This window comes from Amycolatopsis nigrescens CSC17Ta-90, assembly GCF_000384315.1.
GTDB lineage: Bacteria > Actinomycetota > Actinomycetes > Mycobacteriales > Pseudonocardiaceae > Amycolatopsis > Amycolatopsis nigrescens.
Genome location: NZ_ARVW01000001.1, coordinates 2,965,249 through 2,980,378 on the forward strand (window position 1 = coordinate 2,965,249; position 15,130 = coordinate 2,980,378).

16 protein-coding genes are annotated in these 15,130 nt (G+C 70.9%); 4 read left to right on the top strand and 12 right to left on the bottom strand.

Going from position 1 to position 15,130, the window contains the following annotated elements; translation table 11 throughout:
- The first annotated feature begins 50 nt into the window (after nucleotides 1-50).
- Both AMYNI_RS0113680 and AMYNI_RS0113685 read left to right on the top strand, forming a co-directional pair.
- On the top strand, nucleotides 51-539 hold the full coding sequence (locus AMYNI_RS0113680; RefSeq protein ID WP_026360423.1) for a helix-turn-helix domain-containing protein: 489 nt from the start codon (nucleotides 51-53) through the stop codon (nucleotides 537-539).
- Between the two features lie 57 nt (nucleotides 540-596).
- Nucleotides 597-1,166 carry a PIN domain-containing protein gene (locus AMYNI_RS0113685; protein WP_020668585.1) on the top strand — a complete coding sequence of 190 codons (570 nt, stop codon included), beginning with the start codon at nucleotides 597-599 and terminating at the stop codon, nucleotides 1,164-1,166.
- 3 nt (nucleotides 1,167-1,169) lie between these two features.
- Here AMYNI_RS0113685 and AMYNI_RS0113690 read toward each other — a convergent pair whose 3' ends face one another.
- The 12 genes from AMYNI_RS0113690 to AMYNI_RS0113745 form a co-directional block, all read right to left on the bottom strand.
- Entirely contained in the window at nucleotides 1,170-1,577 is a 408-nt protein-coding gene (locus AMYNI_RS0113690) for a hypothetical protein (protein WP_211225490.1), read from the bottom strand.
- Between the two features lie 13 nt (nucleotides 1,578-1,590).
- Nucleotides 1,591-2,028 carry a YdbT family protein gene (locus AMYNI_RS0113695; RefSeq protein WP_020668587.1) on the bottom strand — a complete coding sequence of 146 codons (438 nt, stop codon included), beginning with the start codon at nucleotides 2,026-2,028 and terminating at the stop codon, nucleotides 1,591-1,593.
- Nucleotides 2,025-2,546: a hypothetical protein gene (locus AMYNI_RS0113700; RefSeq protein WP_020668588.1), complete on the bottom strand. Its 522-nt coding sequence runs from the start codon at nucleotides 2,544-2,546 to the stop codon at nucleotides 2,025-2,027. The genes AMYNI_RS0113695 and AMYNI_RS0113700 overlap by 4 nt, the downstream gene beginning before the upstream one ends.
- Nucleotides 2,547-2,557: 11 nt before the next feature.
- The gene (hemB, locus tag AMYNI_RS0113705) at nucleotides 2,558-3,529 is read right to left on the bottom strand and encodes a porphobilinogen synthase (protein ID WP_084628366.1); all 972 of its coding nucleotides are present in this window, start codon (nucleotides 3,527-3,529) and stop codon (nucleotides 2,558-2,560) included.
- 95 nt (nucleotides 3,530-3,624) lie between these two features.
- Nucleotides 3,625-5,157, bottom strand: a complete 1,533-nt coding sequence (locus tag AMYNI_RS0113710) for a bifunctional uroporphyrinogen-III C-methyltransferase/uroporphyrinogen-III synthase (protein WP_020668590.1) — start codon at nucleotides 5,155-5,157, stop codon at nucleotides 3,625-3,627.
- A gap of 75 nt (nucleotides 5,158-5,232) precedes the next feature.
- A complete protein-coding gene (hemC, locus tag AMYNI_RS0113715) occupies nucleotides 5,233-6,138 on the bottom strand; it encodes a hydroxymethylbilane synthase (protein ID WP_020668591.1) in 906 nt (301 codons plus the stop codon).
- Entirely contained in the window at nucleotides 6,131-7,492 is a 1,362-nt protein-coding gene (locus AMYNI_RS0113720) for a glutamyl-tRNA reductase (RefSeq protein WP_020668592.1), read from the bottom strand. The genes hemC and AMYNI_RS0113720 overlap by 8 nt, the downstream gene beginning before the upstream one ends.
- Nucleotides 7,492-8,343 (bottom strand): redox-sensing transcriptional repressor Rex, encoded by an 852-nt coding sequence (locus AMYNI_RS0113725; protein ID WP_020668593.1) that lies wholly within the window; start codon nucleotides 8,341-8,343, stop codon nucleotides 7,492-7,494. Before AMYNI_RS0113725 ends, AMYNI_RS0113720 begins: the two co-directional genes overlap by 1 nt.
- Before the next feature lie 291 nt (nucleotides 8,344-8,634).
- Complete coding sequence (locus AMYNI_RS0113730; RefSeq protein ID WP_026360424.1) at nucleotides 8,635-9,300, bottom strand: fasciclin domain-containing protein; 666 nt, start codon at nucleotides 9,298-9,300, stop codon at nucleotides 8,635-8,637.
- Between the two features lie 144 nt (nucleotides 9,301-9,444).
- Nucleotides 9,445-11,022 carry a molybdopterin-dependent oxidoreductase gene (locus tag AMYNI_RS0113735; RefSeq protein WP_026360425.1) on the bottom strand — a complete coding sequence of 526 codons (1,578 nt, stop codon included), beginning with the start codon at nucleotides 11,020-11,022 and terminating at the stop codon, nucleotides 9,445-9,447.
- Between the two features lie 58 nt (nucleotides 11,023-11,080).
- Nucleotides 11,081-11,332, bottom strand: a complete 252-nt coding sequence (locus AMYNI_RS0113740) for a glutaredoxin family protein (protein WP_020668596.1) — start codon at nucleotides 11,330-11,332, stop codon at nucleotides 11,081-11,083.
- 9 nt (nucleotides 11,333-11,341) lie between these two features.
- Complete coding sequence (locus AMYNI_RS0113745; protein ID WP_020668597.1) at nucleotides 11,342-12,883, bottom strand: AMP-binding protein; 1,542 nt, start codon at nucleotides 12,881-12,883, stop codon at nucleotides 11,342-11,344.
- Nucleotides 12,884-13,190: 307 nt separating this feature from the next.
- Here AMYNI_RS0113745 and AMYNI_RS0113750 point away from each other — a divergent pair, with 307 nt between their 5' ends.
- The gene (locus tag AMYNI_RS0113750) at nucleotides 13,191-13,898 is read left to right on the top strand and encodes a sigma-70 family RNA polymerase sigma factor (protein ID WP_020668598.1); all 708 of its coding nucleotides are present in this window, start codon (nucleotides 13,191-13,193) and stop codon (nucleotides 13,896-13,898) included.
- A gap of 90 nt (nucleotides 13,899-13,988) precedes the next feature.
- A complete protein-coding gene (locus AMYNI_RS0113755) occupies nucleotides 13,989-15,128 on the top strand; it encodes a DUF5667 domain-containing protein (protein ID WP_020668599.1) in 1,140 nt (379 codons plus the stop codon).
- Nucleotides 15,129-15,130: the final 2 nt, after the last annotated feature.

The following is a 15,130-nucleotide window of genomic DNA, read 5'->3' on the forward strand; positions in this document are numbered from 1 at the left end:
AATAGACTGGTTGGGTAGAGATCGAACTCAGCCCCCAGGAAGGAGTCACCATGTCCGTCCCTCTCGAGGAAAGGACGTTCTTCCCGCCTGAGGGGCGAGAGAAAGAGAAGGTCGAGCAGGTCGCAGCCGTACTCGCGCACCCCAGCGGGGCGCCGCGAACGCGCCACGCACACCTGATCAGCCCGGATGGCACTACCAGCGTGGAGCTGCCGGCCGAGCTCTACCAAGTCCTCTGCCAGGTCGTGGATGCCCTCCAGCACGGTCAGGCGGTGGCCATCGAGCCGCTGAACTCGGTGCTCACCACCCAGCAGGCCGCCGACAAACTGCACATCTCCCGCCCGACCCTGGTGAAACTTCTGGAAGACGGGAAGATTCCGTTCCACCAGCACGGGCGGCATCGCCGGGTGTTCCTGGCCGACCTGCTCGCCTACGAGGAGAAGGCCACCCAGGAGCGGCAGTCCGCGCTGGACGAACTGACCTATGCGGCCGCGCACGACGGCAGCGCCGACGAAACCGAGGGCTTCATCCCGACGCGGTGACAATCACGCCTGACACTGCGGCGACAATCAGCTAACACTGGTGCACACTCTGCAACCATGGCATTCTCCGCGTTCCTCGATGCCTGCGTCCTGGTGCCGATCAACCTGGCTGACGTGCTGCTCCGCCTGGCCGGCAGCCACACCTACCGACCGTTGTGGTCACCAGACGTGCTAGCCGAGGTCGAACGAAACATCCCAAGAGCCAGTTCGCGGGTGACACCGGAGAAAGCGGCCAAACGAGTCGAAGTGATGCGACGGCATTTCCTGGATGCCATGGTCACCGGTTACGAGCCGATGGTGCCGCGAATGCCCTGCGACCCCAAGGATCGGCACGTACTCGCCGCCGCCGTGCGCGCGAACGCGGAGGTCATCGTCACGGCCAACACAAAGGACTTCCCCAGCACGGCTCTCGCCAAGTACGCCGTGCAGGCCATCCACCCGGACGACTTCTTGCTGGATCAGCTGGATCTGTACACCGCCGAGACCGTCGGCTGCGTCGTCGATCTCGTCGCGGTTCGCCGCCGGCCGGCCGAGACTCTGGAGTCCTTCCTGACCCAGCTCGCTAAAACCGTCCCGGGCTTCTCGAAGCAGGTCCTCACCGCGGCACGGCGGTCCCTGCCGAGTTGAACGCTATTCGGCGACGTGGCCGGAGGCGTGGGCGCCGTAGAGCTCGGGGTGGTCTTCGAACTCGCCCTCTTCCTCTTCCTTGCGCGGCCTGCGGTGCCGGGCGTAGAAGGCCAGCAGCAGCTCGCGCACGGCGTCCACCAGCAACAACAGAGCGAGGGTGACCAGCCCGATGGCGGCGCCGATCAGATCGCCCTCGTAGCGGGTGGAGGTGAGTTCGGTGCCGTCGGACAGCCGCGTGACCACGTCGTCCACCGCGTTGCCCCAGCAGGCGAACGCGGCCCACACGGCCAGACCGGCTAGCACCAGCTCGACCACCGCGATCATCGCCCGCCATGGCCGGTGCAGCCGGGGCAGCGCCTGTTCGCGCCGCTGCTCGGGGGGCAGCTTGGTGGCGCCGCTGGAGGTGGTCACGGCGGGAAGCATCTCATGTTCCGCGCTGCTCCCGCAGCGTGGTGCGCAGCGCTTCGACATCCTTCGCCCAGGCCAGCACCACGGTGTCGTCGTCCAGCCGGAGGGGCAGCTCTTCGTACTTGCGCGGCACGCTCCAGCCGCCGCCGAGCACCTTGGCACCCGGCGGTGCCTCCACGTCGGTGACCTCGGAGATCCGTGTCAGCGGCAGTTCCTCGGCGCCCTGCCGCAGCACGCTGTCGGTGACCTCCACGGTCAGATACCGGCGGCGCGCGTACACCCAGGGCACGGTGAACAACGCCAGGCCGGCACCGACCACCAGCCAGGCCAGCCAGTGCGTCGGCCCGCCGGTGAGCAGCTCGGACAGGTAGCCGAGCAGCGCGAACAACGGGCCCCACACCAGCGCGACCCAGCCGACACCGGGCTCCTGGTAGCGCGGGACCTGCTCGGTCACGGCAGTTTGCGGCCGACTTTGGGGAAGTAGCCGCCGACGCTGGGCAGGTACATCAGCACCAGCGCGACCACCGCGAGCAGCATGGACACCAGCGTGATCAGGCTGGCGAACAGGAACAGCTGGAACAGCACGGTGATCGCCAGCAGCACGGTCAACACCGTGCGCGCGGACCGGGTGCCCTCCCTGGCCTTGTACGCGAACAGGGCGAACAGCACGGCGAAGATCACCGCACCGACCAGCAGCACCAGCAGCAGCGCGTTGGTGCCGGACGCGATCTGATCCGCGGTGATCTTCGGGTCCTTGTTCACCCGGACCAGCTCGTCCACGATGCTCTGCTTGCCGAAGTAGGTCACCGCGAAACCGGCGACGAACACCACCCCGGCTGCGATCCAGAGACCGAAGGAGACGTTCACCGGAGTCGGCGGGTTGACCGGCGGCCGCTGGTCCCCCTTGAACTGGGGTGCCGGGGGCAGGCCCTGGGATCGACGCTGGTCGTCCGATTCGTCTGGAGTCGCCATGAGCCTGGAGACTAGTCCAGCCAGCCGGCGGCCTCGACGGCCCAGTAGGTCAGGATCATGTCCGCGCCCGCGCGCCGGATCGAGGTGAGCACCTCGAGCACGGTGCGCTGCCGGTCCACCCAGCCGTTCGCGGCAGCCGCCTCGACCATCGCGTACTCGCCGGAGATGTTGTACGCGGCGACCGGCACCGGGGACACCTCGGCTGCCGCGCGAATGACGTCCAAATAGGACAGTGCGGGTTTGATCATGATCGCGTCCGCGCCCTCGGCCACGTCCAGCTCGATCTCCCGCAGCGACTCGCGGACGTTGCCCGGGTCCTGCTGGTAGGTCTTGCGGTCGCCCTTGAGCTGCGAGTTCACCGCTTCCCGGAACGGGCCGAAGAAGGCGCTGGCGTACTTCGCGGTGTAGGCGAGGATGCCGGTGTCGGCGTAGCCGGCTTCGTCGAGCGCGCCGCGGATCACGCCGACCTGGCCGTCCATCATGCCGCTCGGGCCGAGCAGGTGCGCCCCCGCTTCGGCCTGCGCGACGGCCATTTCGGCGTAGCGGGCCAGCGAAGCGTCGTTGTCCACGTTGCCGTTCGCGTCGAGCACACCGCAGTGGCCGTGGTCGGTGAACTCGTCCAGGCAGGTGTCCGCCATCAGCACGGTCTGGTCGCCCAGCTCGGACTTCAGGTCGCGCAGGGCGACGTTGAGGATGCCGTTCTCGTCCGTGGCCCCGGAACCGATCGCGTCGTGCCGCTCGGGCACACCGAAGATCATCAGCCCGCCGACGCCGGCCTGCACCGCGTCCACCGCCGCTTTGCGCAGCGATTCGCGGGTGTGCTGGACAACGCCCGGCATGCTGGCGATCGGCCGGGGAGCGTCCGCGCCTTCGGCGACGAACATGGGCAGGATCAGCTGCCGGGGCCGCAGCGTGGTTTCACTCACCAGACGGCGCATGGCCGCCGTGCCCCGCAACCGCCGAGGACGATGCTCAGGAAACATGCCCCCGACGTTACTCCCGCCCCTTCCCCCAATTGCAGCGAAGGCCACCTTGCCTGCGTTGGACGCAGGCAAGGTGGCCTTCGCTGCAATTGGGGTCAGGAGCGGCGGGCGCGCTTGGCTTTGCGCGGCGGGGGGAGGGCGCCCTCGGCGCGAAGCCGGGCGGCGTGCTCGGCGAGCGCGTCGACCAGGTGCGGGACGTCCGCCTTCTCCGGCTGCACGTCCACCCGCAGGCCGAACTCCACCGCGGTCTCCGCGGTCTTCGGGCCGATGCAGGCGACCAGCGTCCGGGTGTGCGGCTTGCCGGCGATGCCGACCAGGTTCCGCACCGTGGACGACGACGTGAAGCAAACCGCGTCGAAGCCACCGGTCTTGATCATCTCGCGGGTCTCGGCTGGCGGCGGGGCGGCGCGCACGGTCCGGTACGCGGTCACGTCGTCGATCTCCCAGCCACGGTCGCGCAGACCGGCGGACAGGGTCTCGGTGGCGATGTCCGCCCGCGGCAGCAGCACCCGGTCGACCGGGTCCAGCACGTCGTCGTACGGCGGGAAGTCGGCGAGCAGGCCCTCGCTGGACTGCTCACCGGACGGGATCAGCTCCGGGATGATGCCGAACGAGCGCACCTTCGCCGCGGTCGACTCACCGACGCAGGCGATCTTCACCCCGGAGAAGGCCCTGGCGTCCAGGCCGAACTCCTCGAACTTCTCCCACACCGCGCGCACCGCGTTGGTCGAGGTGAACACGATCCACTGGTATCGGCCGTCGACGAGGCCCTTGACCGAGCGCTCCATCTGCGCCGGGCTGCGCGGCGGCTCGACCGAGATGGTCGGCACCTCGTGCGAGGTGGCGCCGTGCCCGCGCAGCCGCTCGGCCATCTCGCCGGCCTGCTCCTTGGTGCGCGGCACCAGCACCTTCCAGCCGTACAGCGCGCGGGACTCCCACCAGGACAGCTTCGAGCGGGCACCGGCGGCCTGGCCGACGGTCACCACCAGCGGGCCGACCAGCTCGCCGGCGTCCTGCGAGAGCGAGGCCAGGGTGCTGTCCACGGTGCGCTGGGTGTTGATCGTGCCGTTGCAGGTGACCGCGACCGCGGTCGCCGCCGCCATCCCGTGCTCGACCAGCGCGGACGCCGCCTCGGCCAGGTGGCTGGAGGTGGCGTGCAGCACCAGCGGGCCCGGGGTGGCCGCGAGCGCGGGCCAGTCCACCTCGCCGCGGACGTCGACCTCGGTGTGCGTGCCACCGAGCGCGACGCCGGCATAGGCGGGCACCGCGGCACCGGGCGAGACGCCGGGCACGATGTCGAACACGGCACTGGTCCGTGCGACGGCCTGCACCTCGGCCACCACTGCGGGCTGGGTCAGCGGGTCACCGGCGATCAGCCGGAGCACCAGCCTGCCCGCCTTCGCTTCGGCGGTCAGGTCCTTGGCCACCTCGGACGGCTCGCCGACCGCGGGTCGTACCTCGGCGCCGGCGGCGGTGAACGCCAGCACACCGGACGGTACGTCGGGGTCGGTCACCACGACCTCGGCCTTGGCCAGCAGTTCCTGGGCGCGGACGGTCAGCAGTCCGGCATCACCGGGGCCCGAGCCCACGAAGGCGACACGCCCTGTGGTCTTTCGCGCGGGGGTCATCTGTGCGTTTCTCCTCATTCAAAGTCGGCCGGATTCGGCCATCTACGCCGCTGCCTGCGTCGGCGCGGCACCAGGTCAGTGCTGCGTGCGTCCGGGGCCGGACAACGCGCCGGCACCCAGGTCGAGCAGTTCGGCCGCGAGCTCGCGGCCCAGTTTTTCCGCCTCGTGCTTTTCGGCGATCGCCGAAGCACGCAGCATGTCGGCGGTCTCGATGTCGAAACCGGCCGCCGCGGCACCGCGCAGCGAAATCCGTTCGAGCACCGCACCGTCCGCGTCCAGGTCTTCGACCACCTCGGCCAGCGCACCGACCGGCGCACCGCGATCGGCTTCGAGCGCGGCCAACATGGCCCGTTCCGCGGTCACCGCAACCCTGGTCGACTCGTCGTCCACAGTGGACCGAAGAAGGTGCTCGACGTCCACATCGTCCACCCGGCACTGGACCGCCAGCGCGCCCTGTGCCGGCGCCGGCAGCAGCTGGATCGGGTCCAGCGTCTCGGTGATCAGGTCGAGACTGTCCATCCTGGCCAGCCCCGCCCTGGCCAGTACCACCGCATCCAGCTCACCGGCGGCGACTTTTCCGGCCCTGGTCTGGATATCACCGCGGACCGGGACCAGCTCGAGGCCGAGGCCGAGCGCGCGCAGCTGGGCGATCCGCCGGGCCGAGCCGGTGCCGACGGTCGCGCCGGGCGGCAGCTCACCGAGGGTCAGCCCGTCCCTGGCGACCAGCGCGTCCCGCGGGTCGGCCCTGGTCGGCACCGCGGCCAGCACGATCCCGGGCACGGCCGCGATCGGCAGGCCCTTGTACGAGCGCACGATCACGTCAACCTGCTTGTTCAGCAGCGCATCGGGCAGCGCGCCGGGCTTGGCGACCTCGACGATCTCCACCCGCTGCCCGGTCTTGCGCAGCTCGTCGGCGACCAGGTTGGCCTGGGCGAGCGCCAGCGCACTGGCTCTGGCGCCGATCCTTATCGTGCTATCCATGACCACTACCTTCGCCGTCCACACTGGACTGTCCATTGCGGACATTTGACTGCTCGTTCTTGGTCGCCGACGGGCTCGCCACCACCGCGGGCGCCTGCGGATCGAGCCCGAACAGCTCGCGCAGCGCACTGGCGTAGTCGGTGTCGGCGGTCTCCGCGGCGAGTTGCTTGACCCGCACGGTCGGCGCGTGCAGCAGCTTGTCCACCACCCGGCGCACGGTGCGGCCGACCTCTTCCCGCGCCGCGCCGTCCAGGCCCGGCAGCCGGTTGTCCAGCCGCAGCAGTTCGGCGTCCACCACCTCGGACGCCCGGCGGCGCAGCGCGGTGACCGTCGGCGTGACCTCGGCGCTGCGCTGGCTCGCCAGGTACTCGCGCACCTCGTCCAGCACGATGCCGGTGGCGCGCGCGGTCTGCCTGGCGCTGCTCACCCCGCCCGCCTCGTCCATCCGGCGGCGCACCGTCTCCAGGTCCACCACCCGGACGTGCTCGAGCCCGGCGACCGCGTTGTCCACGTCCCTCGGCAGGCCGAGGTCGCAGATCACCAGCGGACGGCCCGCCCGCGGCGGCACCTGCGCCTCGGTCAGCACGGCGCCCTGCGCACCGGTGCAGGAGACCACCACGTCCACCTCGGCCACCGCCGCAGCCAGCTCGGTCATCTCCACCGCGGTCGACGGCACGCCCTGCTCGGTGCTCGCCTCGGCCAGCCTGGCCGCGTTCGCGAAGGTGCGGTTGGCCACGGTGATCCCGGCGATCCCGGCCTTGCGCAGCTGGGACGCGGCCAGCGCGCCCATCGAGCCGGCACCGAGGATCAGCGCCCGCTTACCGGCGATGTCCCCGGCCGCGGCCAGCGCCTCGGAAGCTACTGAAGCGCCGAGCTTGTCCAGCCCGGTCTCGGTGTGCACGCGCTTGCCGACCCGCAACGTGGTCTGCACCAGCTCGTGCAGGATGCGCCCGACCGTGCCCGCCTCGCGGGCGGTGGCGTAGGCGGCGCGGACCTGGCCGAGGATCTGGGTCTCCCCCACCACCATCGAGTTCAGCCCGGAGGCCACCGAGAACACGTGCTCCACCGCGGCACCGGCGTAGTGCACGTAGAAGTTGTCGTAGAGCGCGGACGGCTCCATGCCGGCCTGCCTGGCCAGCACCTCGGAGACATCGGCGAGACCGCCGTGGAAGGTCTCCACCACCGCGTAGACCTCGATGCGGTTGCAGGTGGACAGCAGCATGACCTCGCTGACGTGCTCGGCCTGCTGGAGCTCGTGCAGCACCTTGGTCAGCTCGGTGGCCGGCACCGCGACCCGCTCGAGGGTATTCAGATCGGCGGTGCGGTGGGACAACCCGATGGCCAGAATGCTCATTACCGCACCACCATTCCGTTACCCAGCCCCACTCCGGGTTCAGGCTGGGAACCATTGACTGCGTCCGCGGCGGCGCTGTCCGCGCGCCTTGCCACGTGGAACGAGAGGATCTGCAGCTCGACCGCCAGGTCGACCTTGCGCACCTCGACGTGCTCCGGCACCTGAAGCACCACCGGGGCGAAGTTCAGGATGCACTGCACGCCACCGGCCACCAGCCGGTCGCAGACGGACTGCGCGGCGGTGGGCGGGGTGGCGATCACACCGATCGAGATCTCCCGCTCCGCGCACACGGTGGGGATCTCGTCCAGATGCGACACCGGCAGGCCGCCGACCGGGATGCCGATCAGGTCCGGGTCGAGGTCGAACAGCGCCTCGACCGGGAAGCCGCGGCCGGGGAACCCGCCGTAGTTGGCCAGCGCGTGCCCGAGGTTACCGATACCGACCACGGCGACCTTGTGCTTGCGGGTCAGGCCGAGGGTGCGCTCGATCTGGCCGACCAGCACGGAGACCTCGTAGCCGACCCCCCTGGTGCCGTAGGAGCCGAGGTAGGAGAGGTCCTTGCGGAGCTTCGCCGAGTTGACCCCGGCGGCCGCGGACAGCTCTTCGCTGGCGATCGTGGTCGCGCCCTGCTCGGCGAGTCCGGACAGGACCCGGAGGTAGACGGCCAGCCTGGCCACCGCGGCCTCCGGAATGGACCTGGCGCGGGCGGCCTCCGGGGCGGCGCCGTTGGCCGGCACCGCCGGCATCTCGGCGGTGGGAGCGTTGTCCGCGTCCGGGTGCCCGTTGGAGAGTGAGCCCCGCTTCGCCGACGCGGCATGGGCCCCGTTCCGCCGGCCCCGCTGTGACACCACGCTGGCCCTCTCCTCATCCGATCAACACCACAGACCACACCGCGAGCCGCGATGAAAACTTGCCCCTTGACCCAGCGGGCGGAGTCGGGTTCGATACCCGGCCCCCCGGCAAGGGGTACGGCAATACGGTAGCCACTTGTGAACGCAGGCACAAAGTCACAGGTCGCAGACGTAATCAGCGGCACATGACCCCAGGACCCCGCTCTCTGACCAACGTACGCCAAAGCCCCCTTCACAGCACCTGACGCTGTGAAGGGGGCTTCGAGTTTTCGGAGTATCGGGTGAGACGGGTTACCTGTTGGTGCCCGGGGTGAGCACCTTGCCGATCACGAAAACGGTCGCGTTCTTGGTCGGGATATTGCCGCAAAGAACGGGGGCGCCGTTCACCGTCATGCTGTCGCCGCTTCCTTCGATTTTCACCGGGCCACCGCCGCTGTTCAGCGATTCCACGCTCTTGGCCGCTTCCAGGCCCTTCGCGTCATAGCGCTTCGGCACGACGTGGTACTGCAGGATCGGGGACAGCTCGTTCGGGTTAGCGGCCAGTTCCTTGAACTTCGCGTCGCCGAGTTCGTCGAAGGCCGCGTCCGCCGGGGCGAACACGGTGATCGCCTGCTGGCTGTTCAAGGTGTCCACCAGGTTGGTCGCCTTGACCGCCGCGACCAGCTTGGTGAGCAGCGGATTCGTGCTGGCCGCGCTGGCCACCGGCTGCGGTCCCATCGAGTCGAGGCTGCCCGGTTCGCTGCCCTGCGGCAGCTTCGAGCAGGCCGGGCCGAACACGTCCGCGTTGGTGGTCATGCCGGCCCCTGCCGCCATCGACGAGCTGCTCGGCATCGAACTGGCCGAGCTGGGGGCGCTGCTCGGGGCCGCGCCGCTGTCGTCACTGCTACCGCAGGCGGCTACCGAAAGGGCGGCTGCCGCCGCAACACCGAGCCCGGCAACGCGTCGCAGATTGCTCACTGAGGATCACTCCATTCACGCCCACTGGCGACTATTCGGTCACCTGACTTTGTTGTCACCGGGTATTCGGAACGGGAGGAGCGATCGGATTGCCACTCTTCGGAGTTATTCGGGAATCTTTCGGCAATTCGGGAGAAGGGCAGGTCAGCCCGCGTTGAAGGACACCGTGTGCCAGCCGGTGGCGCCGTCGGGCACGGTGCCGGCCCGGCGGTCGGTCTGCGTGGCGCCGGACTGGTCGGTGGCGCGGCAGGACACCTGATGGGTGCCCGGCGGCACGTCCAGCTCGGTCCACCACATCCGCCAGGTGTCCTTGTTCACCTCGGCGGACAACGTCGCCCGCTGCCACGGCCCCTGGTCCACGCGCACCTCGACGGCGGCGATCCCGGTGTGCTGCGCCCAGGCCACCCCGCTGACCCGCACCTTGCCGCCGGACACGTTTTCGAAGCCCTTCGGCGAGTCGATCCGCGACTGGGTCTTGATCGGGGCCTGCTCGGCCCAGCTGCGCTTGAGCCAGTACGCCTGCCGCGCCCGCCAGGTGGTGACCTCGATGTCGGTGACCCACTTGGTGGCCGAGACGTAGCCGTACAGCCCGGGCACCACCATCCGCGCCGGGAAACCGTGCTCGACCGGCAGCGGCTCGCCGTTCATGCCGATGGCCAGCATCGCGCCGCGGCCGTGGTCCATCGCCGCGGCCACCGGCGTACCGGAGTTCCAGCCGTCCACGCTGGTGCAGAACAGCTGTTCAGCGCCGGGCCGCACGCCGGCCTCGGCCAGCAGGTCGGCCAGCTCCACGCCGATGAAGTTCGCGGTCGAGATGTACGGCCCGCCGACCTCGTTGGACACGCAGGTCATCGTGATGGTGCGTTCCACCAGCGGCCGGCCGCGGATGTCCTGGTAGCCGAAGGTCAGCTCGCGGTCCACCATGCCGTGGATGCGCAGGCTCCAGTCCTCCGTGGTCACCTGCGGCACCACCAGCGCGGTGTCCACCCGGTAGAAGTCGCGGTTCGACGTGATGAACGGCGGGGTGCCCAGCTTCGCGAAGTCCGCGTCGGCCGGGATCGGCGGCGCGGTGCGGGCCGGCACCAGCTTGCCGACCGCGGCGCGGGAACCCGCCACGTCCTTGCCGGACCCGACCAGCTGACCAGCCAGCCCGGCCACCCCGGCACCGACCGCCACCCCGGCACCGGCGACCAGGAAGCTCCGCCGGTTCGGCGCCACGGCCGCGTCCGCGGGCTCCGGCGACCGGTCCGTCAGCGCGGCCAGCGCCCGCCGGTGCAGCCAGCGGAACACCAGCACCCCGGCGACCAGGCTGGCCACCGGTGCGAGCAGGGCCACCGCGCCCAGGTCGGGCCGGTTGTACACGGCGAAGACGCCGACCGCGCCGAACAGCCCGATCACGACCAGCCCCGGCAGCGCGTGCCGCCGGGACAGCAGCCCGGCCACCGCCGCGGCCAGCAGCATGGTCACCGCCATCCCGCTGAGCAGCACGAGCTTGTCGTAGGTGCCGAAGGTGCGGACCGCGAAGTCCTTCAGCTCGACCGGGGTCAGGTCGATCGCCCCGTTGCCGACCGCGAGGAACGGCGAGGCGTTCGGGCCGAGGAAGGCGGCCAGGAGGTGACCGGCGGCCAGCGCGGCGGCGAGCGCGAGCACGCCGACCAGCGCGGCGACCGCGGCGCCGAGCCGTGGCGGCCGGTTGTCGGTGCGGGCGGCTGAGGCATTCATGTCGGTGCTCACACCTCTATCTTCGGAGCGATCCGCCGCTCCGATGGGTCCCCGCCGCTTACCGACTCCTTACGACGGCCAGTGCGCGGCGGAGGCGGTCCTCTTCGACCTGCCAGTAGCCGTGCTCGTCGCCGTCGACCAGGATCACCGGCACCCGGTCGCCGTACTCCGCGCGCCACTCCGGGTCGCTGTCCACGTCCGCGCTGGCCCACTCCACCCCGAGCTCGGCGCAGATCCGCTCGACGTCCTGCTCGGCCCGCACGCAGGCGGAACAGCCCTGCCTGGTCATCACCGTCACCTGATGCGACATCCGCTTCCCCTACCTGAGCCGTACCCGGCGCAGCTTGCCAGTCGCGGAATGCGGCAGCGACTCGGCGAACTCCACGGTCTGCGGCACCTTGTACCCGGCCAGCCGGCCCGCGCAGTGCTCGACGATCTGCTGCCCGGACAGCGACGCACCGGCCACCGGCACCACCACCGCCTTCACCGCCTCGCCGCGGCGCTCGTCGAGCACGCCGACCACGGCCGCCTCGGCCACCTCCGGCAGCAGCCCGATCACTTCCTCCACCTCGTGCGGGTACACGTTGAACCCGTTCACGATGATCAGGTCGTTCGCCCTGTCCACCAGGTGCAGGTCGCCGTCGACGTCCAGGTAGCCGACGTCGCCGGTGCGGAACCAGCCCTCGGCGTCCGGGCCGTGCGCACCGTCCGGCCAGTACCCGGAGAACAGGTTCGCCCCGCGCACCGCGACCAGCCCGGTGCCGCCGTCCTCCTCGTCGAAGGTGTCGTCGAGGTCCTCCGGGTCCGACGGGACCGGCTCGCCGTCGCCGTCCGACTCCACCAGCCGCAGCTCGATCCCGGGCAGCGGACGGCCAACCGAACCCGGCTTCGGGTAGCCGGTGACCAGCGTGGTGGTCACCACCGGCGCGGTTTCGGTCAGCCCGTAACCCTCGTAGACGCCCAGCCCGGTGGCCGTCCGGATGGTGGCCAGCACCTTCGGGTGCAGCGGGGCGGCGCCGGAGGTCAGCCGCCGCACGGTGGCGAGTCCCTCGCCCAGCTCGTCCGCGGAAAGATCGGCGAAGTCGGCGTACATCGCCGGCACCCCGGCGATCACGGTGACCCGGTGGCGCGCGCAGTCGGCCAGCGCCTGGCGCGCGTCGAAGCGCTGGGCCAGCACCACCGTCGCGCCGGTCGCGGTGGCCTGCAGCAGGCCGGGGCCGAGGCCGTAGACGTGGAACAGCGGGATGGCCAGCAGCACCCGGTCGGCATGCTCCAGCACCCCGGGGCCGACCGCGGCGAGCTGCGCCAGGTTCGCCAGCAGCGCCCGGTGCGAGAGCATCACGCCGCGCGGCGGGCCGGTGGTGCCGGAGGTGTAGGACAGCACCGCGAGGTCCTCGCCGCCGCCGGCTTCTTCGAACGGCTCGGCCGACGGCCGGCCCTCGGCGACCTCGGCCGGCGCCAGCACGGTGACCCCGTCCGGCCCGTCCTCCGGACTGACAGAGACGAGCAGTTTCGCGCCACTGTGCTCGAGCAGGGTGTGCAGCTCGACCGGCGGTCCCTGCGGCGACACCGGGACCGCGATCCCGCCCGCCCGCGCCGCCGCGAACAGCGCGATGACGAACTCGGCCGAGGTCGGCAGCCGGATGGCCAGCCGGTCGCCGGGGACCAGCCCGGCGCCGGCGAACCGGTGCGCCTCGGCGTGCACGGCCGCGTCCAGCTTGCCCCAGGTCAGCACGGCCCCGGAGGCGGAATCGATCAGCGCGACGGCATCCGGCCAGCGGCCCGCCGCGGCGGTGAGCAGCCCGGAGATGTTGCCGGTGTCCCCCGCACCGGTCTGGTCGGCACTCGCCTCAGCGGTCAATTCCGGGGCCTCCCTCGGGGTAGTGGTGAACCTTGTTCAGTTTGTCATCCTCGGGCCCGTCATGGGGTGGTCGCGCGAACGTCGTAGTTCCGCAACCGGCACACCACTACCTACTTTTCGGTAGCAACCCGTATGCTGCACTCCGTCCCCACGTGGCGTTGATCACGAGAGGGCGAGGAAAGGGAGTCGCCGTGACGAACTGGCCAGCCGCTCACAAGGTGGTCGAACCGGTTCGGGCTCGGCAGGGATCGTTCGAAATCTGGGGGCAGTCGGGTTCCAGAGGTTCCAGGGGCTCCGGAGGTGCACTATGAGCCTGCACGTCGCCACCGCTCGCGGTCCGGCCGGCTTGATCGGCAGTCGCGGCATTGGCAGCACGGTCGCACGGCCGAGCCGGCCGAACATCGCCGGCCAGCCGGCCGACGATGCCGCCGCCGAGGCGGCCAAGGCCGAAGCATGGGAACTGGTGCGTGCCGCGCAGGACGGCGAAACCGCCGCCTTCGGCCTGCTCTACGACCGCTACGTGGATGTCGTGTTCCGCTATGTCCTGTTCCGCCTCGGCGACCGGGACCTGGCCGAAGACGTCACCAGCGAAACCTTCCTGCGCGCCCTGCGCCGGATCACCTCGGTCAGCTACCAGGGCCGGGACGTCGGCGCCTGGTTCATCACCATCGCCAGGAACCTGGTGCTCGACCACGTGAAGTCCAGCCGGTTCCGGCTGGAGATCGTCACCGACGAGGTCACCGAGTCCGGTTCCGCGCCGTTCTCCGGCACCGGGCCGCAGTCCGAAGCCGGCCCCGAACAACAGGTGCTCAGCCGGGCGACCAGGGCCGAGCTGCTGCGCTGCGTCGGCGAACTCGGCGAGGACCAGCGCGAGTGCATCGTGCTCCGGTTCATGCAGGGCCTGTCCGTGGCGGAGACCGCGGCGATCATGAAACGCAACGAAGGCGCGATCAAGGCGCTGCAGCACCGGGCGGTGCGCCGGTTGGCGCAGCTGCTGCCGACCGGGCTGCGCTGACCGGCGCAACCCGGCCGTCCGGGTCGACACCTTTTGCTGAGAGATCGCGAAAGCCGTAACTCCGGTGACGCGCCGATCGTTGCTCATGCCGTGAACCTGCCCGGGTGGTCCCCGCGCGAGCGAGCCGAGCGTGACCGGTTCGCCCGGGCGGTCGAGCGCGGTCTCGTCGACCCGGCGACCGGCTCCGAGCCCGAAGACGCCGAGCTGAACCGCCAGCTCGCAGTGGTCGGCGCCCTGCGCGCGACCGGGGCGTCGCTGTCGCCGGACGAGGCCGCCCGCCACCGCATCCACCTCGGCGTGACCGAACGACTCGAAGCGGAGACCGAGCCCGGCCCTGCCGGTCGCGGCCGTCCCAGGCTGGCCGGACTGGTGGCGGCCGCGGTCACCCTGCTGGTCGCGCTCGGCGGGCTGGGCATGCTGCTCTCCGGGAGCGCGCTGCCCGGCGACACCCTCTACGACGTCAAGCGCGCCGGGGAGACGGCCGCGCTCGGGCTGACCTTCGGCGACCAGGCCAAGGCGTTCAAGCAGCTGGAGTTCGCCACCGGCAGGCTGGACGAGCTCGGCGAGCTGCGCGAGACCGGCGCCGGGGACGACGCATACCGGATCGCGCTGGACGACTTCGACCGCGACGCCAGTGCCGGCGTGCGCAGGCTGAACGAGCTGATGGTGGATACCGGCGGCCAGCAGCTCGGCGAGCTGCGCGTCTGGGTGCTGGCGCAGACCGGCAAACTCGCCGTGGTGCGGCCGGAGATCCCGCCTTCCGCGCTGGCCCGCTACCGGACGTCCTACGCGCTGCTGGGCCGGATCGACGACCGCCTCACCGCGCTGGCCGGGCGGCTCGGCTGCTACCGGATCACCTCCGGCGAGTCCGACGACCTCGGCGCGCTGCCCGCGGGTGGGCCCTGCGAGCCACAGCCGGGCGCGGGCCAGCCGCTGGACCGCGGTCAGCCGCCACCGGCCACGGAAAGCTCGCCGGACCCGGACCTGCGCAACGTCTCGGTGCACCCGACCTCGTCCATGCCGCTCACCTCGCCCGAGACGACCACACCGGCCACGACCGCCCCGGGGACCCCGACCACAACGACGCCGAGCAGCGCCCAGCCGGTCGCCGTGGCGCCGCCGATCGTCAGCCCGACCGGACCGCGGCTGCCCGATTCGCCCCCTTCGCCCCGCCCGCTGTTATCCATCCCACCGCTGGTCCCCGGGCTCCCCGGGATCGGTGTCGGCTAGGG

Bases quoted from the DNA above. Each gene is read 5' to 3' on its own strand.
- AMYNI_RS0113680 (WP_026360423.1), top strand. From the start codon at position 51: ATGTCCGTCCCTCTCGAGGAAAGGACGTTCTTCCCGCCTGAGGGGCGA.
- AMYNI_RS0113685 (WP_020668585.1), top strand. From the start codon at position 597: ATGGCATTCTCCGCGTTCCTCGATGCCTGCGTCCTGGTGCCGATCAAC.
- AMYNI_RS0113700 (WP_020668588.1), bottom strand. From the start codon at position 2,546: ATGGCGACTCCAGACGAATCGGACGACCAGCGTCGATCCCAGGGCCTG.
- hemB (WP_084628366.1), bottom strand. From the start codon at position 3,529: ATGTTTCCTGAGCATCGTCCTCGGCGGTTGCGGGGCACGGCGGCCATG.
- AMYNI_RS0113710 (WP_020668590.1), bottom strand. From the start codon at position 5,157: ATGACCCCCGCGCGAAAGACCACAGGGCGTGTCGCCTTCGTGGGCTCG.
- hemC (WP_020668591.1), bottom strand. From the start codon at position 6,138: ATGGATAGCACGATAAGGATCGGCGCCAGAGCCAGTGCGCTGGCGCTC.
- AMYNI_RS0113720 (WP_020668592.1), bottom strand. From the start codon at position 7,492: ATGAGCATTCTGGCCATCGGGTTGTCCCACCGCACCGCCGATCTGAAT.
- AMYNI_RS0113735 (WP_026360425.1), bottom strand. From the start codon at position 11,022: ATGAATGCCTCAGCCGCCCGCACCGACAACCGGCCGCCACGGCTCGGC.
- AMYNI_RS0113740 (WP_020668596.1), bottom strand. From the start codon at position 11,332: ATGTCGCATCAGGTGACGGTGATGACCAGGCAGGGCTGTTCCGCCTGC.
- AMYNI_RS0113750 (WP_020668598.1), top strand. From the start codon at position 13,191: ATGAGCCTGCACGTCGCCACCGCTCGCGGTCCGGCCGGCTTGATCGGC.